The following is a 23,028-nucleotide window of genomic DNA, read 5'->3' on the forward strand; positions in this document are numbered from 1 at the left end:
TATGATCAACGTGCTGATTGTGGACGATGAGCCATTTATTCGCCAAGGACTTCTATTGTTAATTGATTGGGAGTCTTACGGATTTCAGATTTGCGGTCAGGCTTCCAATGGCATGCAGGCATTGGAGTGTATACGCGCTATGCAGCCCGATCTGGTGATTTCCGACATTAAGATGCCGGAAATGGACGGAATGCAGCTTGCCAAAACTTTGTACGAGCAATATAACGGTGACATCAAGCTGATTCTTCTAAGTGGATTCTATGAGTTCGGATATGCCAAGCAGGCGATTAAATACCAGGTGGATGACTACATTCTCAAGCCTATTGTGAAGACCGAACTGGTTCAGGTGCTTGAGGAGTTCAGGAGCGCATTTAATGCGCGGACGGAAGAGAAGCGATATCAGCAAAAAAAAGATCGGATTATTATGGCTCAGCATATGCAGTCAATCTTGCTTGGGGTGGCTGAGGAGGATGCTGTTACGAGTCTGCAGTCCCACTATCAAGATGCCGGCATACTGCGTTGCATCCTGATTGAGGCGGAAGCCGGTCCAGAACAGGGAACGGATTGGTGCGCTCGGGTTGAGGCGTGGGTGGGCAAGCCCTTGCCGGGACAAATTTTGAAGCCCTTCACAGGTGATAAAAATGCGGTTCTGCTCATGGTTACGGACCTGATGGTGAACCGTGAGGCAGTGACCTTGGAGCAATATTTGACCCGATTACATGCCGATCTGATCCATGGTCAAGAGGCGGCTATTGCTTGTTATGTCGGGAAGGAAGTACATGAGTTGGAGGCGCTGCACGAGTCTTATCAATCTTGCGGCATAATGAAAAGCTTACGTTTCTTCACCACTTGCAGGCCCATTTATTACTTCGAACTTATGGATACGACCTTATTTGTTAATCGGCCGGGACAGTTCGAAAAACAATTGTTTGATGGGCTAGTCAAGTCTATTGAGGAACAGCAGACGGATGAGTTATACAGTCATGCAAAGGCGATTTTTCAATTTTTTCTGGATGAGCGAATCGAGCCTGGTATTGTCCGCATCCACTTGCATTATCTGGCATACACTTTGCTGGATCTCGTGAACAACGATACGGTTACTCCAGATTCCGGGTTGATGGAATCGACTTTTCTGAAGGTGAACTACGCGATGTTATCGATGGAGGAAAACATTGAACATTTATGCGAATTCTCGCTCATGTGCGCAGAGAAACTGAAGGAGCAGCAAAAGTCGAATGCGATGGGCGTATTAGCCAAAATTGAGGCCTTCATTCACGAGCATTACAGAGAAAATATCAGTCTGAAATTGCTCGGGGAGCAGTTTTACATGAATAGTGCGTATCTGGGTCAGATTTTCAAAAAGCATTTCTCGATCAGCTTCAGTGATTATTTGAATCAATTGCGTATTGAGGAAGCCGCCCGGCTGTTGCGCAGAACAGATCAAAGAGTATACGAAATCGCAACAATGGTGGGATATCGGGATTCCGATTACTTTATTAGCCGGTTCGAGAAACTCATGGGGGAGACTCCTGCACAATATCGTAAAAGTGCCCATGCTGCGTACTCTCTTGATTAACATCCTGCACTCCTTGACGGAGCGGCGGGATATTTTTTTTCGCAGATGCTGGAATTAGTGGGATTCCATCTATAGTTTATCCCGTTGAGAGGGGCATGGAAGCATGATAATTTTAAGTCAGCCTTTGGAAAGCGCTTTCCAAAAAGCTTCTGTCAATATAATCGATGGAGGGGTCATGATGAAAAAGGATGTTAGAAAAAGAATCAAGTATAGTGCTCTGTTAGCTTTAATACTGGTCATCGCACTCACTGGATGTACAACGGGATCATCCTCGAAAGGGGAAAAGACAGCAGATGGAAGGGAATTGAAACAATTTTCCGCATTTTTTGCCGTACCGGGAAAAATTGCGCCTGACGATAATCGGGTGTTAAAGGCCATTGAGGAGAAAACAGGCGTCAGAGTCACGATGGACTGGCTTACGGGCCAAACAGCCAAAGAGCGGATTGGCGTACTCATTGCAGGCGGCGAATATCCCGATTTTATCGATGGGAGTGATGGTACTCAGCAACTGGTAGCAGCAGGGGCGTTAGTACCACTTGAGGATTACATCGATAAATATCCAAACATCAAAAATTACCTGGGCGAAGACTGGAAGAAGATGAAAAATACGACGGATGGACATATCTACTTCATTCCTCAATTCGGAAATATACAAGAAAAGTCGATGAAAGTATCCCATGACGGAGAAGCATTCTGGATTCAGAAGGCCGTACTGGAGTGGGATAATTATCCGACAATTAAAACGCTTGACCAATACTTCGACTTGATTGAACGGTATAAAGCAGCTCACCCGACCGTTGATGGTCAGCCAACAATTGGATTTGAAATTATCTCCTATGACTGGCGTTATTTCGCACTGGAGAACCCTCCGCTCTTCATGGCTGGTTATCCGAACGAAGGCGCAGCCATCGTTGATAAAGAAACGCTGACGGCCAAAAACTATAATACCATTCCGGAAGCAAAGGCATATTTCAAGAAAATTAATGAGGTATATCATCAAGGCCTGGTCGATAACGAAACCTTCACAGCAAACTATGATCAATATATCTCCAAAATTTCAACCGGACGTGTGCTGGGCATGGTGGATCAAGGATGGCAGTTCCTTGACGCCGAGGCATCACTCGTGAAGCAAAAATTGTATGACAAAACCTATGTACCGTTGTCCATTACACTCTCCGAGGATGTTAAAGGGCGCTATCAGAACAATCCAATCCTTAATGTGAATGGTGGCTTGGCTATTACAAAGAGCTGCGAGGATATCGAGGGAGCACTTCAATATATTAATGATCTGTTGGACCCTGAGATGGAAGTATTGAGAACCTGGGGACAGGAAGGCGTGGATTATCAAGTCGATGACAAAGGCGTGTTCTCCAGAAATGAGGAGCAACGTGCGAATTCCAAAGATCCGGACTGGGTACTGGCGAACACGGGAAGCCCATTGGTCTATTTCCCGCATCATGAGGGCATGACCGCTGACGGGAAGAATGCCCTTGACCCTAAGGAGCAGCCGGAGGAGTACCTTGCCACATTGAATGACATCGACAAAAAAGTGTTGAAGGCCTACGGATTCACGAAATTTACCGACTTCCTTGAGCCTGCGGAGGAAAATGAACCGTGGTTCCCAATCTATACCTATAATTTTGAACCAAATAAACCGGAGACCATCGCCAGACAGAAAATGGACGATGTAAAACGCAAATGGTTGCCAAAAGTGATTATGACTTCACCATCCGAATTTGATAAGGCTTGGGAAGAATATCAAGCCACGCTTAAGGAAAGTGCAGATATTAAAGCGTATGAAGATGCGCTGACGGAAGAAGTCCGCAGACGCATGGAACTGTGGGGATAAAGGCCTGTCACACAGAAAGGCTATGGGGAACCCCGTAGCCTTTCTTACACGCTAGATTGGGAGATTGGATAGGAATGGAATCGATTCACCCAGACTGGGTGATATAGATAAACTCGTAAGCAAGGAGAGAAAAAACATGGCCAAAAAGGAGTTGCAGCCTTCGTTAAAAACCAGCCATATCCCAGCGGGAACAAGCTGGATCGGGTATAACCTTTCCAGAATGAAAAGTCAGCGACAATTAATGTGGATGTCATTTCCGTTTATTGCGTTTATCGCTATTTTTGCGTATGGACCATTATGGGGCTGGTTGATGGCGTTTCAGAATTATAGACCGGGCATTGGTTTTATGGAGCAGGATTGGGTGGGAGTGGAACATTTCCGAACGTTATTCACGGACCCTACCTTTTTACGTGTTATTCGCAATACGCTGGCGATGAGCCTGATCAGTCTGTTTCTGGGATTTGTCGGCTCAATTGGTCTGGCGCTCTTATTGAATGAACTGCGAATGGTATTGTTCAAACGCGTGGTACAGACGGTTTCCTATCTGCCACATTTCCTGTCGTGGATCATCGTAACAGGTATCGTTGCGAATGTATTGTCAACCGAAACAGGAATAGTGAATGTGCTGTTGACGAAATTGGGCCTGATTGATGCACCGATCAATTTTTTTGCCGAACCCAAATACTTCTGGGGGATTGTAGGTCTGTCCAGCATGTGGAAGGAAATTGGCTGGGGCACGATTATTTATCTGGCGGCCATGGCGTCGATTAATCCGAGCCTGTACGAGGCAGCTTCCATCGACGGAGCCGGACGGTTTCGTAAAATGTTCAATGTCACGCTTCCAAGCATCAAACCAACGATTATTATCCTGCTCATCATCAACGTTGGTAACGTACTGAACGCAGGTTTTGAGATTCAATACTTGTTGGGGAACGGACTTGTGCAGGATGTATCCGAGACGATCGACATTTTTGTTTTGAAATACGGGATTAATCTCGGCAACTACTCACTTGCCACCGCAGCAGGCATTTTCAAAAGTGTGGTCAGTCTGGTGCTCATATTTATCGCCAACGGGATTGCCAAGTCTCTTGGTGAAGAGCGATTGATATGATAAGGGGGCAGAGCTGTGAAGAGATTTAGTAGAAAACGAAGCTTGGGAGACTCTATTTTTTCCATCACCAATGGCATATTTATGTTGCTTGTCATGGTTGTTACGTTATATCCTTTTTTAAACACCATTGCCGTATCTTTCAATAACGGGCTGGATACGATTCGCGGGGGGATCTATCTCTGGCCGAGGGAATGGACGCTGCAAAATTACGTCTCCGTATTCCAGAATCCGAATCTGACGCAAGCCGCATTTGTTTCGGTTGCCAGAACCGTGGTGGGAACGGTTGTACAGCTGTTCTGTACAGCCATGCTGGCCTATGTACTGAGCCGCAAAGAGTACATGTTTAACAAATTGGTCACGACGCTGTTTGTCATGACGATGTATTTCAGCGGGGGCTTAATTCCGGGATACATGCTGATCAAACAAGTGGGGCTGCTGAACAGCTTCTGGGTATACATTATTCCCGGCTTGATCGGGGTGTTCAACATGATCGTCATTCGTACCTACATTCAGGGACTGTCGGAGGGATTAATTGAATCCGCGAAGATGGATGGAGCCGGAGATTTTAGGATTTTCATGCGTATCGTGCTTCCGCTATCCAAGCCGGTTCTGGCTACGGTTGCACTGTTTATTGCTGTAGGTCAGTGGAACTCCTGGTTTGACTCCATGTTGTACACGGCGGGAAATCGGAATTTGACCACCTTGCAGTATGAGCTGATGAAATTGTTATCCTCTGCGACCTCACAGGGGGGAACCGTCAACGTGGATTCATTCAAAAATGTAACCAACATGGTGACGCCTGTGTCCATTCGGGCAGCCATCACGGTTGTGACGGCAATGCCGATCGTTTTACTGTATCCGTTCTTGCAAAAATACTTTGTGACTGGACTAACCATTGGAGGGGTAAAAGAATGAAAAATGCAAATCAAGTCGAACAATGCACGTTTGATAATCCGATTATGCCCGGGTTTTATCCAGATCCATCCGTCTGCCGGGTGGGTGAAGATTTTTATCTGGTGACATCCACATTTGCCTATTTTCCTGGCGTTCCGATCTTTCAGAGCCGTGATCTAGTGAATTGGAAACAGATTGGCAATGTGCTGGACCGCCCTTCGCAATTAAATCTTCAGGGAGCAGGCCATTCACAAGGGATATTCGCTCCAACGCTTCGGTATCATGAAGGCACCTTCTATATGATTACAACCAATGTATCACATGGCGGCAATTTTATTGTAACCGCTACCGACCCGGCTGGGCCATGGTCTGATCCTTATTTTATTGAAGGCGCAGAAGGCATAGATCCTACGATTTTTTTCGATGACGGCAAAGCGTATTACCTAGGTACACGTCCTTGCTCTGAGGGAGTTCGTTATAATGGCAATTGGGAAGTTTGGCTGAGAGAGCTTGATCTGGGCAGTATGAAGCTGGTGGGAGACAGTTACGTTCTGTGGCGCGGGGCGATGGTGGATGTTATCTGGCCGGAAGGTCCGCATCTGTATAAGATCGATGAATATTACTATTTATTGATTGCAGAGGGAGGCACAGGGCCAAACCATGCGGTGACCATTGCTCGTAGCAAAAGTTTGACCGAAGGATACGTCGGGAATCCGAATAATCCAATCATTACACATCGCCATTTGGGTAAGCGTTACCCTGTTGTTAATGTAGGACATGCCGACTTGGTGCAGGCTGCGAACGGTCAATGGTTCATGGTCATGCTTGCTTCGCGTCCATATGGAGGGAGCTATAGCAACCTGGGGCGGGAGACGTTCCTTGCTTCTGTTGTTTGGGAGGACGGATGGCCTGTTGTCAATGAGGGCCGCGGCATCCTGGAGGAGCAGGGCACGTTGGATTTGAAGCCTGTTCCGGTGGAGCCACAACTGCGTTTTGACCATTTTGACAGCGATCGTCTGGGTTTACAATGGATGTTCCTGCGCAATCCTCAGGAGGATCTCTATTCATTAACCGAACGAAAAGGATACTTGCGACTGAAGCTGAAACCGCAAACATTGAAGGAAAAAGAAAATTCCAGCTTTGTTTGTCTGCGTCAAAGGCATATGGATTATGTCGCAGCTACAGCGATGGAATTTGTGCCCGGAAATGCAAACGAAACGGCTGGTCTTGTCGTCATTCAGAACGATCAGTATCACGTACGGATTGAGCGTGCTCTGGTCGAGAATCAGCAGGTGCTGCGTGTGGTGACCGTTATAGATGGTCAGGATAGCCACATTGCGCAAATCGCGCTGGATGATGAAGTATCGCGAGTGTATATCAAACTGGCTGCGACAGGTCAGCAACTCAACTTCTATTACAGCACGGATGGAAGTCGGTATCATCTGGTGGCGGAACAGGTGGATACAAGCAGCCTGAGCACCGAAGTAGCCGGTGGCTTTGTTGGCTGTTGTATCGGAATGTTCAGCAGCAGCAACGGTACTTCTTCCGATCAGGTAGCAGACTTTGACTGGTTTGAATATGGTTCATATAAATAATATTTAGATGACAGAATAACAGCAAGAAAGCTCAATCCGGTGGCGGTAGTCCAGGGATTGAGCTTTTTTTCGTTCTTTTTGCGAAAGGGCTATGGGGAGGCATTACAGTCTATTGTTCAGCTTCATGTGCTGAGCTTTTTATGATGTTAACTATTTTACGCTGCGCATCCCTGGCTTCCGGAATCGGATAGAGGACAAAGACATGGTTCATTTTGGGGTAAACGTACGTTTGATGATCGATTCTTTGATCCGTCAGAAGTCTGTCGAGCTTCATATTATCAGGAAACAAACCCTCGTGGGTTCCGATAAAGATGCTAATTTTGCCCAGACCGGCGAAATCTCCGTAGATTGGACTGATTAACGGATCGTTCAACGGTTTGTCAGCTGCCCAGATCCGCCGGATGACATCATACCCTTCCACAGCGAGCATAGGGTCGCGGGTCTCGTAATCGAATATGACCGGATTGTCCAGCACCATATCCACACAAGGTGATAACAAGATGATATCTTTGGGCTGCGGGAGATCATGCATCTTCAGATAATGGGCCAAGGCCAGGGATATGTTCCCGCCTGCGGAATCCCCCATAATGGTGAGTTGTGCCGGGTCGTCCACGGAGGCAAGCAGATCCCGGTATAGATTAAGCAGTTTCGGATATGTGTGCTGATAGTTAAAATGCGGAACCTTTGGATAGATGGGAGCAACAACTTTGGCATTCAGGGCCTGAGCCATATGGTCCATGAATTTCCAATGTAAAGACAGCGGCTGGTGTGTATGCGCCCCGCCATGAATGTAGAGAATGACCTTCTGTTCACGGGAATGCTGATCGTTTAAGGTAAACACCTGCATGTCTTCATGGGAGCGATCTTTAATGGAAGATGACAGTTTTGTTTTACCCAAGGTATAAGGTTTAATGTTTTCCAAGCCCATATGATCCAGGTGTTTGCGGGTAAGCTCGCGTGTTGAAAAAGTTTTCTTGGTATCTAACGTTCCGATATATTTCTCGAATAGAAAGCTCGTTAACGAGCGTTTGTGATTATGGATATACATGTTCATTAAGGAATCACCCTTCCTGATGGAGTTCAGATATACGATCTGTGGAGACTATAAGTAAAGTATAAAGGTTGAAGTGTACTTCAAGGTCAATCTTAACTTTTATATTAAAAAACCGTTTACGGTTAGAGTAAAGCATGGTACCCGTTCTATGTTATGATATTTGCATCTTCAAAAGTTCGATTGAAGGGGCATAGCGTATGAATCAGAGCATACAACAGTTTAAAGCGGATTTTTTCAAAGCGTTGGCACACCCGATGCGAATTCAGATTCTGGAGCTGCTGAGTGAAGGAGCCAAAAACGTGAATGAACTGCAAAGCATTCTGGGATCGGAAGGCTCTGCCGTTTCACAGCAACTGGCTGTATTGCGCAGCAAAAACGTTGTCCACGGAATCAAAGAAGGGACAACCGTCACCTATTCGCTGCGTGATCCGCTGATTAAGGACCTGTTGGCAGTCACCAAACAGATTTTTGACAATCATCTGGTTGATGCCATTTCCATGCTGGAAGATATTCGTAAAGAGTCCTGACACAATAAACAAGAGCAACTGGGTGTAATCACCGGAGGTTCTTGTTTTTTTGTGTTAAGTTCCTGCTGGGATTGTGCGTAATCCGATTGACAGGACGTATGCAGGGGAGTAATCTTTTAAATATATTCAAATATTCAAATATATGAAGAAAAGAAGGTTTTTGTGCATGAAATGGATGGGGAGATATGCAGGGTACAATGCTGCCGCTTTTCGCAAAGATCTGTTATCAGGACTGATTGTGGGTATCATTGCGATTCCACTCGGTATGGCGTTTGCCATCGCTTCCGGGGTCAAACCGGAGTATGGATTGTATACCACAGTAATCGCCGGGATTCTCATTTCCTTGCTGGGTGGGTCCAAGTTCCAGATTGGCGGGCCAACGGGGGCATTCATTCCGATCCTCTTTGCCATTGTGATGCAGTATGGATATGAGAATCTGCTGATCGCCGGAATGATGGCCGGTTTGATGCTTGTACTTATGGGCGTATTCAAGCTTGGGGCATTAATTAAGTTTATTCCAAAGCCGGTGACTATCGGTTTTACGGCAGGGATTGCCGTCATTATTTTTAGCGGACAAATAACGAACTTTCTGGGACTTCGAGGCATCGAGAAACACGAGGATTTCTGGTCCAATATGAAAGAAATCGGGATGCATATCTCGACGATTAATATATACAGTGTGCTTACAGCTGGAATCTGTCTGGCTGTTCTTCTGCTTGTGCCCAGGTTTGCACCAAAGGTGCCTGCATCACTGGTAGGGCTGGTTCTTTCGACGGTAGTCGCGGCGTTCTTTTTTGAAGGGCAGGTGGCTACAATTGGTTCGTCCTTTGGCGCTATACCTAACACCTTGCCTCAGTTTCATGTGCCTGAGATCACTTGGGAGCGTATCGTGAACTTGCTGCAACCCGCTTTTGTCATCGCCATGCTGGGTGGAATTGAATCGCTGCTATCCGCAGTTGTTGCCGATGGCATGACCGGAAGTCGGCATAACAGCAATCGAGAGTTGATTGGGCAGGGGATTGCTAATATGGTGACGCCGTTATTTGGTGGTATTCCTGCAACAGGAGCGATTGCACGTACAGCAACAAATATCAAATCCGGCGCAGTATCGCCATGGTCTGGCGTGATTCACGGTGTGGTGGTTTTGCTGGTACTTGTTCTCTTTGCGCCATATGCATCCCACATTCCTCTTGCCAGTATGGCTCCCGTTCTCATGCTGGTTGCCTGGAATATGAGTGAACGGAGATCCTTCATACATGTCATGAAAACCCAAACGAGTGATTCACTCGTGCTGCTGATTACCTTTTTGCTGACCATATTTACAAGTTTAACAACGGCTGTAGAGGTGGGGTTGATTCTGGCGGTCCTTTTATTTGTTAAACGGATGAGTGAGATGTTGAAGGTTACCAAAGTACTGCCTGATCCCGATCATAAACATGAGAAAGTCATGGCCCACATGGTTCGGGAAGGACATGACTGTCCGCAAATAAGCCTCTATACAATTGAAGGGCCACTTTTTTTCGGCGCAGCGGATATGTTCGAGAAGTCGGTCATGGATTCGATTCATCGTCGACCAGGTACTCTGCTGTTGCGCATGGGCAAGGTGCCTTTTATGGATACGACAGGTGAATCCAATCTGGCCCGTGTTGTCAAACATATGGAGAGATCCGGGGGCAGGGTTTTACTTTCAGGCACTCAGGCGCAACCTCTGGAGATGCTGAAGAGAACAGGTTTGATTGAACGGATTGGTTCGGATCATATGTTTGAGCACACGGGTGAAGCCATCAATTATGCATTAGTACATCTGGATGTTCAGAAATGCAGGGGGTGCAAACATTTTGCCTTTCGTGAATGTGCTGCATTGTCGAGCGCTGGCAACGCCCCAGAGTGTAATAGCCTGTTGAAACCTGGAAAGCGAGTCAATGTAAATAGCCCTATCTAACCTGCTGATGAGAGAAGGAACTATAGGAGTCCAAAAAGTATTACTCATTAAAATATATATTCTGGAAAATAAATGAAAAATATACTATGTTATAGGTTGATAGGTGAAAGGATTACCTCGTTCATCAGATGAGAAATAATCATATTAAACCGAAGGAGCAACCATATGTCCAATCAACCGACTGCTTTACGTTCAGTGCTTAACCCCAGGTACCTGGAGTCTGCATTGAGGAATCACTATGACATTGGAACATGGGAAGAATGTTTGTTTTGGCTTAGAGGATTAAATGATACCTACCGGGTTCGTACTTCCAGCGGCATGTACATTCTCCGTATCTACCGCACTGAAATTACGGAGGCAGATGTTCAGTATGAGCTTTCGTTATTGTCTCAACTGAAGAACGTTCTAGGTTCTGCGGAACATACCGACATTGGAGAATACATCGAGAAGAAAGATCATACAGGATATACGATGTTGGAGGCTGCGGAAGGCAAGCGGGTTGCTGTAATGTTTCGGTATATTGAGGGTACGGAGAACAACCTGGAAGATGAGGAGTCTTGTTACGCTTTTGGTCAATCTGCCGCTGAATTGCATGAGGCTATGGATCAGGTGAACATGGAGCTGCCACGATATGAGCTGGATCTGAAGTTACTTATTGACGAACCCCTTGAGCGAATTATCCACTATATCGGTGAGAACAATGAAGCAGCAGCATTTCTCCATACGTTTGCCACAACGTTAAAAGAACGCATCGTTGCCGCTTCCAGACAAGACCTGGACTTTGGTCTGTGCCATGGCGATATTCATGGGAATAACAATGTGTTTCAACAGGAACATCAGTTCATCCATTATGACTTCGAGTGGGCAGCCAAAGGCTGGCGTGCTTACGATTTAGCTCAAGTGAAAGTTCGAAAAAGGCAGTCTGATGAGCGAAAAGCAGTATTATGGGATGCGTTAATGGCAGGTTATCGTTCAGTCAGAAGCTTCTCTGCCGAAGATGAGCAGGCGGTTGATCTATTTATTGTTGCTCGCCGATTCTGGGTGATGGGATTAGATGTTGCTTTTATTGAGAGTGATATGGGTGCGCTGGACTATGGTTCGGATTGGCTGGATAGTTTCGTGGAAGAGTTCCGGGATACGGGGATTATATCCTAGCAAATGATGAACATTATTTTAGGTGTAGGTTTGAATGTTTTAAGACCCTTCCGAGTCAACTTGAACTCGGGAGGGTCTTTTTCATCTTATATTGAAGGTAAGGGTCACTTGTTAGTTGGATGATGATGAAGAAGCGGCAGCAGCCGATGCTGTGGCAGCTGCGGCCATGGCGGCCTGCTGGGCAATAATAATGTTTGTGATACTGGTTGAAATTGCTGTCGTAAGCACACCGTTGCGCAGATTCTCCACATGTTGAATGGCTACCAGAGCAGACGAGAACAGGAGCAACTCCTGTTTGTCGATTGACCAGGCACCGAAGCCTTTTTGAGTCCGTAACCAGTCATTTGTTTCCGCGACTTCATCCACTAAAGAGTCTCTGTCCGAGGGCAACAGGGAGAGTATCCCGAGAGATGGTAACGTATACGTTTTGTCCATTCGAAGATCCCTTTTGCGAAAAGCTTCATTTAAGGCAATCACACGAGCACCTGCATCCGGGATATCCTCTCCAAGAACCAGGACCTGTGTTAATGCCTGCACACTGTTTCTGGAAGAGAACTCCGGTTTTAATTCGCCATAAAGTTGTTCCATACGTGCCACACCGGTATCTACTTCGAGATCGGAAAGGGCTAACATGGCAGCGAAAATGTAGTCATCCTGTCCAGTGAGGAAACGATGCTCTGCTTTCATGCCGTCATAAAATGATTTGGCCCGCTCCACCGTAGGTTGAAACTGGTCAGGTGATGTCTGAGTAGCGATCTGATAGGCAGCAATAACCAGATAATCAGAGTTGCGGAATTTGATCTCTTTCATCAAGTCATAGACATGCAAGGTGTCTGCCAGTCTCGTCTCTTCATCCGTTGTAAGGGAGAGCATGGCAGCAATGCTAACGGCCGAATTACCTCTAAAAGCAGAGAAGAGTTTTGTGTTTTGCTTAATCAACTCATGGCTTTGACGAATGGCTTCCCCATCCGCTGTTTTATTCTCCGCTGCATAGAGCAGGGCAGCCAGACGGTGCATCATCGCATGTTGCCATTTGAACGATTTCTTGATGATCTGGGTGTTGGAAACAAATAATTCAACTCGTTCTGCATGATGCTGCTGCATAGGCACACCTCCATATTCACTGTTATTCTACAATACCGTTCCAGCTTCCTTCATTCCGTCGGTGTAAACAGATTAGATGATTAGGAATATCAAATGAATTAAAGCGATTATTCCCATAGGGTAGATCAATGATCTGGAGAACCCGTTTTTAAATTCATTACGAGGATGTTTTTCGAAAAAGAAGTGTAATACGGTATGTATGATGAAAAAAATATCCAGCACCCAAAATGTAATGGTCTGATATGAGCTAAAAAGAAGAGAGAGAATGATGGTATACATTGGCAGGTGAATCCAAGTGAAATACCTATAGGCCTTATCATCTTCCATATCTTTTAACACCATGAACAATTTCCACTCGGACCGCCGGATGGCATCCATTTCGTGAAGCAGAAAGAGAGACAGGTTAAACAAAAATAAAACCAGTAAAAAGTCAGGCATGTAAAGTCTCCTTTTCCTATTCAATCTGCTCCTATCTTACTAAAGGTCATTTGATTTGGCAAAATATGAAAAAGAGGTTCACGCTCCGTTCATACGTGCTTGATATGCTCTCGAAAGAAAGCGTAAGGAACAGGTATTAAAAAATATGCGGAGTGGTGGGGGAAAGTCATGTCATCGTTGATAAGAAAGATTTTTGGGAAAATGATTTTACTGGTGTTATTGTTCGGCATGATATTAGGGGCAACTGGATTAGGGACCATGCCACTATCGGCAGCAGTATCCAATCCGGGATTAAATTCGGGTAAATTGGAGCAAGAAGTCGTAGCTAATCTGGAGGATACTGATCAGTTAACGGCATTCATGGATGGGATGATGGATGTGCAAATGCGATCTTTACAGATTCCAGGCGCAGTCATTTCGATTGTGAAGGATGGGAAGATCCTGCTCTCCAAAGGGTACGGACATTCGAACATCGAAGAAAATAAACCCGTTGATCCCCAAACCAGCTTATTTCGAATTGCTTCAACAACAAAGCTGTTCACATGGACCGCCGTGATGCAATTGGTTGAGGCGGGCAAGCTTGATCTTGATACAGACGTCAACACTTATCTGAAAACGGTGCAAATACCGAAAACCTATGAGGAACCGATTACGTTGCGCCATCTCATGACCCATACCGCAGGGTTCGAGGAAGGCGGTGTAGGTTACCAGATCACTACCAATCCGGGGAAACTTCCCGTCTCTATTGCTGAAACGATGGCAAAACATATGCCTGCAAGGGTTAAGCCACCAGGCGAGATGCTGTCGTATTCCAATTATGGCGCCTCACTCGCGGGACTTATCGTCGAAGAAGTGAGCGGTGTTGCCTACAATGACTATATACAGAAAAATATATTTGATCCGCTGGGCATGAATTATGCTACGGTAGAGGAGCCTGTTCCAGCGTCTCTGGAACCTTATGCCGCCCTTGGATACACCCGAGCTAACGGCGAGTTTGTAACCAAACGGCCAACGTATGAGGGCGGATTCCGTCCTGCGGGATCAGGGAGCGTCTCGGCCAACGATATGGCACATTTTATGATTGCTCATCTTCAAGACGGGCGATATGAAGATAAACAAATGCTCAAGCCGGAAACTGCCAAGCTCATGCATTCTCCGGCATTCCAGTTTGATGAACGTTTACCTGCCATGGATCTGGGCTTTTACGAGTTGAATATGAATGGACTGCGTGTGATCTCTCATGGAGGGGCCGATGAGCTGTTTAATACAGCGCTTTATCTTGTACCGGACAAAAAAGTGGGCATCTTTGTTTCCTATAGTGGAGGGGAAGGCGGGACGGCAGCAGAAGGGTTGGTGCAAGCCTTTTTTGACCGATATTATCCTGTACATGCAATTGAGCGGCCTAATGAGACTTCTATCGAATTAGGGGAGTCCTTGGAAAAATATGCAGGCTCCTATCAATTTACTCGTCGTAATCACACCAAAATTGATAAGTTTTTCAGTTTTCTGACTCAAATCAATATTGAGGTTTCGGATAACCGACTGTTTATTGGAAATGGTGCAGATCAGCAAGTATATATTCCGATTGGCGTGAATTTATTCCAGGAGGTTGGTGGGACACATCAGATGGGGTTCCGCACCGATGCAGAGGGCAAGGTCACGTATCTATTTCTGGATATGTTAAACCCAATGCCGCTGGAACCTGCACCGTTAGTCAACCAATCGAAGTTCTGGCTCCTCTTGCTCGGCATTTCGGTTGTTCTGTTCATCACTGTATTGCATGGATTTGTTTATCGCAGACGCGAAATCAGAGCGATGCCAAAAGCGCAGAAATGGGCAGTCCGGCTGTCGGCTATGACGTCTATATGGGGATTGTTGACGTTGGGCGCAACGCTTCTGGTGTTGAATATGGATCTGATTGATCGGCTTAGCTATATTCCACTATCCTTACGTCTCTATCTGTTCATGCCGGTTATCCTTGTTGGGTTGACTGCGTCCATATTCATGATGAGCGTACTGGCCTGGAAGAATCAATATTGGACGTTGCTGAAGCGTGTGCACTATACGCTCGTCATGGCAGCAGCAGTGATCATGAGTTTATTTTTCTATCATTGGAACCTGCTGGGGTGGCATTTTGGTTGAAAACCTGCGCCCAGATAGGAAGAACAGATGGATATCGGAGGCATACATTTCATATGACCAAAATCCTAGTTGTGGATGACGATGTGCATATTCGTGAGCTGATTACCTTGTTTTTGCGCAATGAAGGATTCGAGATTGTGGTAGCCAAAGACGGAGCAGAAGCACTGGAGATTGTGGAGAAATCCCAAATTGATCTGGTGATCCTGGATATTATGATGCCGCGATTGGATGGTTGGGAATTATGCAGGGAAATCCGGCGTATGGATCTGAATATGCCATTGCTAATGGTCACGGTAAAAGGGGAATCGGCCCAGAAAGTGAAGGGATTTCAGCTGGGAACAGATGATTATTTAACAAAACCCTTCGATCCACTAGAGCTTGTGATGCGAGTAAAAGCTTTGCTAAAACGTTACCTGATTGTCTCCTCCCAGACCATTCAACTAGGGGGCATTATGCTTAACCGACGCAGTTTTCAAGTGATACGTGGAGAAGAAACAATCCATTTGCCTTTAAAAGAGTTTGAGTTGCTGTTCATGCTGGCGAACCAGCCTGGGCAGATTTTTACCCGGGAACAGTTAATCATCAAGATCTGGGGCAGTGACTACGAAGGGGATGACCGGACAGTTGACGTTCACATTAAGCGACTACGTGAAAAATTCGCTGGGGATGCACACCATTTTCAGATTGAAACGGCTCGCAGTCTGGGCTACCGGTTAGTCATCACATGATCAAAACCTTATATGTTCGTATTATTTGCACATTTCTGGTTGTCATTGTTTTCAGCTTGCTAACCTCTTTTTTCATGGGAATCTTCCTCTTCAAAAAAGAAGTAAATCATATCGGTCAGAATGATATGATTTCTGTAGGGGAGGAACTGATCGGTCTATATGAGCAGATGCAACCTGAGGACAGGGATGCTTTCATCAAAAGTATGGTGAAAGTGTCCACCTACCCCATACATCTATATGACGTTTCGGGTAACGTAACCTATTATGACCTAGACCATACAGAGACCGTTGAAATTGCACCAGAAGCGGTTCAAATGGTGTTGCAGGGTCAGGTCTATCGTTCTCCCGGAGAAGTGGAGCAGACGTTCATCGGTCTTCCTTTTCCATACAAAGGGGTACCACAAGCCATGTTTATGCAGTATTCTCCGCAGAACGAAAATATCATTAATCGGATGATTTTGCTGGTGTTATTGCTTGCACTGTTGATCGGAAGTTTTTGTATCCTTATTGCTGCAAGGTATTTGGTGAAGCCGATTCAGGTGTTGACGCGGGCAACCAAACGACTGGCGAAGGGCGATTTTAATGTGGAAATCCAAACAAAGCGCGTGGACGAAATGGGAGCATTGACGCAGAGTTTTAATGAAATGGCGAGTGAGCTTAAACAGCTGGAACAGATGAGACAGGATTTTGTTTCAAATGTATCTCACGAGATTCAAACGCCGCTGACCTCTATTTCCGGTTTTGCTATGGCGTTGAAAAACAGCAGCCTGGTCGCTGAGGCCGATCGTAACTATTACCTCGATATCATTATTACGGAGAGTGGACGACTATCCAGACTAAGTGATAATCTGCTGGAGCTTGCGTCTCTGGATTCCGATCATCATCCGTTCGAGACAACCACCTATAATCTTGATGAGCAAATCAGACAAGTGGTGGTGACTTGCGAGCCTCAATGGTCAGCCAAAGGCATTCCAGTTCATTTAGAATTGGCAGACGGTATCAAAATAAGGGCAGATCAGGACCAGCTTAACCAAGTGTGGATGAATTTACTAGGCAACAGTATTAAGTTTACTCCCATGGGCGGCCGTATCGAAATACGCACGAGCCAGTCTGTGGATGGAATTTTGTTCACGATAACCGATTCGGGCATTGGAATAACGCCGGAGCAACTGAGTTATGTTTTCGAGCGGTTTTATAAAACAGACCTGTCACGCGATCGTAGCATCAGTGGTAACGGTCTGGGCCTCGCCATCGTCAAAAAAATCGTGATGCTTCACCACGGAACTGTCGAAATGAAAAGTCAGGTGGGCGTGGGGACAACGGTGATGGTTTACCTGCCTTACGGATGATTTCACAGAAAATGTCGGATGCCGGGCAACTTATCTAAGAATCAGGATAATTCTGGTTGTGGATGGTTCCCGATCAGCAATCAGCATTATTATTGTGTATCTGATTCTTGTCATTATCGGTATGCCGTTTAACCCGGATACGCGCTTGCCTCTGGTTGTTGGAGCTACGTTTATGGTTATCGTGGTGGCTCGATATTTCGCATTTGGCATAGGGAAACGACAACGGGTAGACGGCGGCGACGATCGCTAGTCTAATATTCAAAAATCAACTTATAGCGTAATATCATACATGCATTCCTTGAAACCATTGGAGAACCTGAGGGTGATTCAGCGTCATTCAGGGAGTGCATTTTTTTATCCGCAAAAATCATGCTTGAATCTCCTGTAACTGGAGGTTTTAAGATTGGAGGCAGACAAGGGGGCATACATCTTATGAAAACAGTAGAATGGATTTATCTTATTTTCAACCTGCTTATATTCGTGGGGGTAATCGGGATCGGGAGACAGAGTCAACATTTTCGGAAAATGGTATGGGGTGGATTCGCCATATCAGGTGTGCTGTTGATCATCCATGGTATAGTCGAGGGATTTCGTTGGCCGATGATTCCGGCGTATCTGCTCACGTTGGTTCCACTGGTTGTGTTATTTACAAAGGCAAGACGCCAGCAACAGTCAGGTGTAACCTCGCTGAATAGTAAACGTTCGGAGGTATCCACTTCCACATCACCTGTGGCGGGCAAATTCGGGCGTGTTCGAATCATTGCAACGTCTCTTCTGGTGCTGGTATACGCTATTGTGAGCATTGGCTTGCCACTACTGTTCCCGGTATTTTCGTTTGCCAAGCCAGCAGGTCCTTATGGAATCGGAACGGTATCCTACGATTGGACAGATAACAGCCGTGACGAACTTCTGACGAGTAACGCCGGAGAGAAACGGGAGCTGATGGTGCAGATCTGGTACCCAACGAATCCAGACGCAGAGGGCGCAACAGCTCCTTATGTTAATAAGCCGGAGATCTACGGGACAGCCTTCAATGAAGTGCTGAAACTGCCAAAGCTTTTATTTTCCAGTCTGAGTCAGGTTAAAACACATGCGATACAGGAAGCTCAGTTGTCTGATGCCGAAGCCAAGTATCCGGTTGTTCTTTTCTCTCATGGTCTGCATGGGTATGAAAATCAGAATACGTTCCAGGTCGAGCAGCTGGTCAGTCAAGGTTACATTGTCGTAGGCATCAATCACACGTATAACAGTCTGGTGTCTGTATTTCCGGATGGACGTGTGGCGCAGTTTGAATCCGAAGGGAAAGAAGGCTTTGAGCAGCTGCAGTTCAGTTACATGGACAAGTTGAATGAGACATGGGTGAAGGATGCACAGTTTGTACTGGATGAGGTGGAGAAGTTGGCTGAGGGAGACCCGAGTGGACGCTTTACAGGACATATGGATCTGGACAACATCGGCATGTTTGGGCATTCATTTGGCGGAGCAACGACAGTACAGATGTTAATGGATGATCCGCGTGTGAAAGCAGGCATGAATATGGATGGTGTATTGTTTGGCGAGAAACGTATCCCTGCGGAAGGCGTGGGCAAGCCGTTCCTGATGATGAGTGCAGACTCAACCGTTGCAGGTACAAGTGTGATGAGTGACGAGGAAATTGCTGCGATGGGCACGACCCGTCCGGAAGCCGAGAAATATTACGAGGAAGTGTACGAGCGCTATGAGCCGGTAACCGCAGGAGGGAACTACTGGATGGAGCTGACCAACACCAAACATCTGAGTTTCTCCGACCTCTACCTGATCTCTCCACTGCTCGAATGGACGCAGGGTGTAGATGCGCGGGGGACACAACAGTTGGTTAACGATACAACGATTGATTTCTTCAACCACTACTTGAAAGGGCAAGCGCTCTATATGGACAAGGAAGTGGGAGAGCACGAATCCTATTCGTTAAAAAAAGGCTAAACGTAAAAATGGAAGGAGACTGAAGCTCAGTCTTCTTCCATTTGTTTTAAGCGTAACCGCATGCCCTCCTGCAACAGGTTAATGCCATCTACAATCTGGCTCCATTCGGGATTCATCACCTTGCACAGCTTGTTAAAACGCAGAATGCGATCGGTCACAGAGTCCAGCATATATCGGGCCTGTTTGCTGAAAAATACGTCGGGTGTTTCGGCATGCTCGACACTTGCATACATCAACACAAAGTCCCACACCATGCTTTGCACAGCAGGGCTATCGATGGCCCAACGTTTGTCCAGCGCTTCGGCAGTGCGAATGCGAATTGTTTCCATTTTTTTCACCCAGACGTCTGCTTCGACTTGTGGCTGATTCGCCATAATGAAGAATGGAACCTCCAGCTGAGCCAGATCGGCCCAATAGGCCGGATCATTGATCAGTTCCTGAATTTCCTTCCAGGCCAGTGTTTGCTGAGCCGTCAGTTTGGTATCTTTCATCATGTATTTGTCGAAAAAGTGCAGGAACGATACTCTCCAATCCTGCGGAATGCTGTCCAGCAGATGGGATTCATCCACCTTGGCAGCAACAAATTGTTTTCGCTTACTCGCATTGGCCGTCAGAGATTCTACCAGACTGGAGATATAAGTGAGAGACTGTTCCGAGCGCAGTGAAGTTTCTTCTTCATGCTGCCTCGCTTGGTGTAAAACAGAGAGCATGGAATTCATCGTGCCGATCTGGGTTTCCAGGGCTTCAATCTGCAGATCCAATGCCTGTGCTACCGCGAGTTCACCAGACATGAGCTTTCGAATATCCGGTATGCTGAAATTCAGATAACGTAGTGTTGTAATGAGTTCGAGTTGCCACAGGTCTTGTGTTGTATAGAGTCGATGCCCGCCTTCCGTATGATTGGAGGGTTGTAACAGTTCAATCTCATCGTAATAACGAATCGTTTTCACCGTGGAGCCGATCAGTTTGGCTGCTTCACCAATGGAATAGGGTTCTTTATTTGGGTTCAACGAGATCACCTCATGATTCATTATACAACCTCCAGTCACTGGAGATTCAATACCGGAATAGTTGCCAAGGAAATGTAGCAGGTCCAGTTTAAATTCCACCTATCTCGGTTACAAAGGAAAGAGTGCAACTTTTACGCAAACAACTTCTGATAATAAATTTAATATTTACATGATAACGAAGAGCACAGAAATAATCTGAAGAAACGGAGTGCTCGCCTAAAAGCTTTCTGAAAGAAAGCTACATCGGAAGCATACGCTATCACCGGATTTTCACCTTATATAAGGGAGAGAAAAAAATCTGGGGATAACAGCGATCGGAAGGTTATTCTGTGATCGTAGTGATCAATGTAAATAACCAAGGAGGAAATTGAACATGGCTAATCAAGACCAGCACACCATGCAAGATCCAACGACCCAATATCCGAAGGCTACACCGGAGTGGAAACAGCAGCAGGATGAGCCGGGGCTCCAGCGTGAGATGACGCCTGTTCCCGATGCGGGTGAGAAAAGTTATAAAGGCAGCGGACGATTAACGGGACGCAAAGCAGTTGTGACCGGAGCCGACAGCGGAATTGGTCGGGCGGCAGCAATTGCGTTTGCCCGTGAAGGTGCAGATGTTGTTCTGGCTTATCTGCCGGAAGAGGAAGCGGATGCGCAGGAAGTTGTGAAGCTGATTGAGGAAGCCGGTCGCAAAGCAATTACGATGCCAGGTGACCTGAAGGATGAGAAATACTGTGAAGAACTTATTGAGTCTGCGGTAAAAGAGCTTGGCGGGATTGATATCCTAGCTAACGTGGCAGGTAAACAGCAGTTTGTGGAGCAGATTGCGGATCTGACTACCGAGCAATTCGATGCAACGTTCAAAACAAATGTGTATTCCATGTTCTGGCTCTGCAAAGCAGCTGTGAAACACATGAAGCCGGGCAGCTCCATTATCAACACATCATCGATTCAGGCGTACAAACCTTCGCCAATCCTGCTGGATTATGCGACAACAAAGGCATCCATTAACACGTTCAGCAAAGCGCTGGCACAACAGGTGGGTAGCAAAGGGATCCGTGTCAATGTTGTTGCACCAGGACCGGTATGGACACCGCTCCAGGTCGTGGGTGGACAACCAGTCGAGAAGCTGGCTGATTTCGGCTCCAATACACCGCTTGGTCGGGCAGGACAACCTGCCGAGATGGCTCCGGCATTTGTGTTCCTGGCAAGCCAGGAATCCAGCTATGTGAGTGGCGAGACATTGAATGCAAATGGCGGTACGGTTAGTCCTTAAATATCTTAGGTAATCCGATCATTGTATAAGAGGATACGGTCTCCATATTGGGGGGCGGTATCCTCTTTTTTGTCATTAAGATGAGAGAAATAAAATATTTTTATATATGAAAGCGTTCTTATATAAAATAGGAAAGGTACATGGTAATATATTCAAGAACATGTTCTTCGCTCCCAGCTCTGAGAGTGCGTTGCTTATACAATGAATCTGTTCAGATCAATATACTATGCCTAGGAATCGAAGGAGGAATTCTGTAATGGCCAAGAATGTACTTAAACTAGGTGACCCTGTCATAAGCACGTACACATCGTATGGGACATTAACATCCGTTATGAACGAAGATTTATGGCCATGGATTTTCAATAACTTTATACAAATCAGGTATGCACATGGATGGGGAATTTTTTCGTTTGATTCTCATCAGTTTCTGCTAAGTACCTGTCCGGGAATTTCCTTTTACAACCTGCCACAAGAAATTGTGATTAGCAAATGGGGAACATCACTTAAGCAAGTGATTACAGAAGCGATAGATATGGGATATTATCTATATATTTATGCAGATAGATACTACATTGCGTGTACAGACTATTATCAGAAAGAACATCTTATGCATGAATTGTTGGTGTACGGGTATGACCTGGATCAAAATTTGATATACATTGCTGATAATCTAGATGATGGTAAATTCATACAAACCGCATGCAGTCTGGATGAACTTGAGAAAGGCTACTGGGCCATGTCTAACGAATACAGTTTTTGGACAGAAGTGAGATTTCTTAAGCCTATCCAGAATATCAATTATGCAATTCATGTGGAGCAAATGATAACGGCGATGGAAAACTATCTTAATTCAAGCGAGACATATGACTTAGTGAGAGATCAGAAATACGATTTTGGAATGAAAGCCATTCAACGTATCTTTACCGACATTGAGCAGGCAGCCCTAGTTGGAGAAGCGTTGGATTCACGAGTCTTTCATCTCTTGTATGAACATAAGCTATTAATGGAGTTACGTTTATCTTACTTAATGGAGAAATCAATCATTGAACGAGATGCAACCTTCATGGAATTAAGCACTATTCTGAAACAGGACTACTTTAAATTGAGAAATATAGTTCTGAAATACAATATAACGCGTGATGCAAGTACACTTAGTAAAATAAGTGAGAGGCTGCAACAGAATCTCATGAAAGAAAAAGCATTTATTTCTTCTTTTATTACCAGATTGCAACAGGTTAAATCAATGGCTTGAAGTCATCTAATAATAGACAAAAAATCCCCTTTGCTTGTTAGAAAGCAAGGGGGATTCCTGTGTA

The 23,028-nt window shown here is 45.7% G+C and carries 18 protein-coding genes and 1 pseudogene; 15 read left to right on the forward strand and 4 right to left on the reverse strand.

Annotated features, from left to right (window positions below):
• Position 1 precedes the first annotated feature (1 nt).
• From MKZ13_RS04080 to MKZ13_RS04100, 5 genes are all read left to right on the forward strand, one after another.
• A complete protein-coding gene (locus MKZ13_RS04080; protein ID WP_221818758.1) occupies positions 2 to 1,576 on the forward strand; it encodes a response regulator in 1,575 nt (524 codons plus the stop codon).
• Positions 1,577 to 1,751: 175 nt separating this feature from the next.
• Positions 1,752 to 3,425, forward strand: a complete 1,674-nt coding sequence (locus MKZ13_RS04085) for an extracellular solute-binding protein (protein ID WP_260632549.1) — start codon at positions 1,752 to 1,754, stop codon at positions 3,423 to 3,425.
• 136 nt (positions 3,426 to 3,561) lie between these two features.
• Complete coding sequence (locus tag MKZ13_RS04090) at positions 3,562 to 4,536, forward strand: ABC transporter permease subunit (RefSeq protein ID WP_221818759.1); 975 nt, start codon at positions 3,562 to 3,564, stop codon at positions 4,534 to 4,536.
• Positions 4,537 to 4,617: 81 nt separating this feature from the next.
• Positions 4,618 to 5,451 carry a carbohydrate ABC transporter permease gene (locus MKZ13_RS04095; RefSeq protein WP_081745822.1) on the forward strand — a complete coding sequence of 278 codons (834 nt, stop codon included), beginning with the start codon at positions 4,618 to 4,620 and terminating at the stop codon, positions 5,449 to 5,451.
• Positions 5,448 to 7,025 (forward strand): glycoside hydrolase family 43 protein, encoded by a 1,578-nt coding sequence (locus MKZ13_RS04100; protein WP_339181992.1) that lies wholly within the window; start codon positions 5,448 to 5,450, stop codon positions 7,023 to 7,025. The genes MKZ13_RS04095 and MKZ13_RS04100 overlap by 4 nt, the downstream gene beginning before the upstream one ends.
• A 109-nt stretch (positions 7,026 to 7,134) precedes the next feature.
• Here the strand turns inward: MKZ13_RS04100 and MKZ13_RS04105 are convergent, their stop codons facing one another.
• Entirely contained in the window at positions 7,135 to 8,079 is a 945-nt protein-coding gene (locus MKZ13_RS04105; RefSeq protein ID WP_339181994.1) for an alpha/beta hydrolase, read from the reverse strand.
• Between the two features lie 197 nt (positions 8,080 to 8,276).
• Between MKZ13_RS04105 and MKZ13_RS04110 the strand changes: the two genes are divergently transcribed.
• From MKZ13_RS04110 to MKZ13_RS04120, 3 genes are all read left to right on the forward strand, one after another.
• Positions 8,277 to 8,606: a metalloregulator ArsR/SmtB family transcription factor gene (locus MKZ13_RS04110; RefSeq protein ID WP_017690603.1), complete on the forward strand. Its 330-nt coding sequence runs from the start codon at positions 8,277 to 8,279 to the stop codon at positions 8,604 to 8,606.
• A gap of 166 nt (positions 8,607 to 8,772) precedes the next feature.
• Entirely contained in the window at positions 8,773 to 10,548 is a 1,776-nt protein-coding gene (gene sulP / locus MKZ13_RS04115) for a sulfate permease (RefSeq protein WP_339181998.1), read from the forward strand.
• A 165-nt stretch (positions 10,549 to 10,713) separates the two neighbouring features.
• Positions 10,714 to 11,703, forward strand: coding sequence for a phosphotransferase (locus MKZ13_RS04120; RefSeq protein ID WP_339182000.1), 990 nt, complete (start codon positions 10,714 to 10,716; stop codon positions 11,701 to 11,703).
• A 111-nt stretch (positions 11,704 to 11,814) separates the two neighbouring features.
• On the opposite strand, the gene MKZ13_RS04125 is transcribed toward MKZ13_RS04120, so the two are convergent.
• Together MKZ13_RS04125 and MKZ13_RS04130 are read right to left on the reverse strand one after the other, a co-directional pair.
• Positions 11,815 to 12,807: a DUF4003 family protein gene (locus tag MKZ13_RS04125; RefSeq protein ID WP_339182002.1), complete on the reverse strand. Its 993-nt coding sequence runs from the start codon at positions 12,805 to 12,807 to the stop codon at positions 11,815 to 11,817.
• Between the two features lie 72 nt (positions 12,808 to 12,879).
• On the reverse strand, positions 12,880 to 13,245 hold the full coding sequence (locus tag MKZ13_RS04130) for a DUF6713 family protein (RefSeq protein WP_017690584.1): 366 nt from the start codon (positions 13,243 to 13,245) through the stop codon (positions 12,880 to 12,882).
• Between the two features lie 168 nt (positions 13,246 to 13,413).
• Between MKZ13_RS04130 and MKZ13_RS04135 the strand changes: the two genes are divergently transcribed.
• From MKZ13_RS04135 to MKZ13_RS04155, 5 genes and pseudogenes are all read left to right on the forward strand, one after another.
• Positions 13,414 to 15,387: a serine hydrolase domain-containing protein gene (locus tag MKZ13_RS04135; protein ID WP_339182004.1), complete on the forward strand. Its 1,974-nt coding sequence runs from the start codon at positions 13,414 to 13,416 to the stop codon at positions 15,385 to 15,387.
• Positions 15,388 to 15,440: 53 nt separating this feature from the next.
• Positions 15,441 to 16,115 (forward strand): response regulator transcription factor, encoded by a 675-nt coding sequence (locus MKZ13_RS04140; RefSeq protein ID WP_339182006.1) that lies wholly within the window; start codon positions 15,441 to 15,443, stop codon positions 16,113 to 16,115.
• Positions 16,112 to 17,464, forward strand: coding sequence for a HAMP domain-containing sensor histidine kinase (locus MKZ13_RS04145; RefSeq protein ID WP_339182009.1), 1,353 nt, complete (start codon positions 16,112 to 16,114; stop codon positions 17,462 to 17,464). Before MKZ13_RS04140 ends, MKZ13_RS04145 begins: the two co-directional genes overlap by 4 nt.
• A gap of 63 nt (positions 17,465 to 17,527) precedes the next feature.
• Positions 17,528 to 17,714: pseudogene (locus tag MKZ13_RS04150) on the forward strand (amino acid permease); the annotation flags it as partial.
• A gap of 182 nt (positions 17,715 to 17,896) precedes the next feature.
• A complete protein-coding gene (locus MKZ13_RS04155; RefSeq protein ID WP_339182012.1) occupies positions 17,897 to 19,426 on the forward strand; it encodes an acetylhydrolase in 1,530 nt (509 codons plus the stop codon).
• Positions 19,427 to 19,452: 26 nt separating this feature from the next.
• Here MKZ13_RS04155 and MKZ13_RS04160 read toward each other — a convergent pair whose 3' ends face one another.
• The gene (locus tag MKZ13_RS04160; RefSeq protein WP_339182015.1) at positions 19,453 to 20,457 is read right to left on the reverse strand and encodes a MerR family transcriptional regulator; all 1,005 of its coding nucleotides are present in this window, start codon (positions 20,455 to 20,457) and stop codon (positions 19,453 to 19,455) included.
• 352 nt (positions 20,458 to 20,809) lie between these two features.
• On the opposite strand from MKZ13_RS04160, the gene MKZ13_RS04165 reads away from it, so the two are divergent.
• Both MKZ13_RS04165 and MKZ13_RS04170 read left to right on the forward strand, forming a co-directional pair.
• Positions 20,810 to 21,712, forward strand: a complete 903-nt coding sequence (locus MKZ13_RS04165; protein ID WP_017690578.1) for an SDR family oxidoreductase — start codon at positions 20,810 to 20,812, stop codon at positions 21,710 to 21,712.
• A gap of 256 nt (positions 21,713 to 21,968) precedes the next feature.
• On the forward strand, positions 21,969 to 22,964 hold the full coding sequence (locus MKZ13_RS04170; protein ID WP_221818767.1) for a BtrH N-terminal domain-containing protein: 996 nt from the start codon (positions 21,969 to 21,971) through the stop codon (positions 22,962 to 22,964).
• Positions 22,965 to 23,028 lie beyond the last annotated feature (64 nt).

The organism is Paenibacillus sp. FSL R5-0701 (assembly GCF_037973995.1).
Lineage (GTDB): Bacteria > Bacillota > Bacilli > Paenibacillales > Paenibacillaceae > Paenibacillus.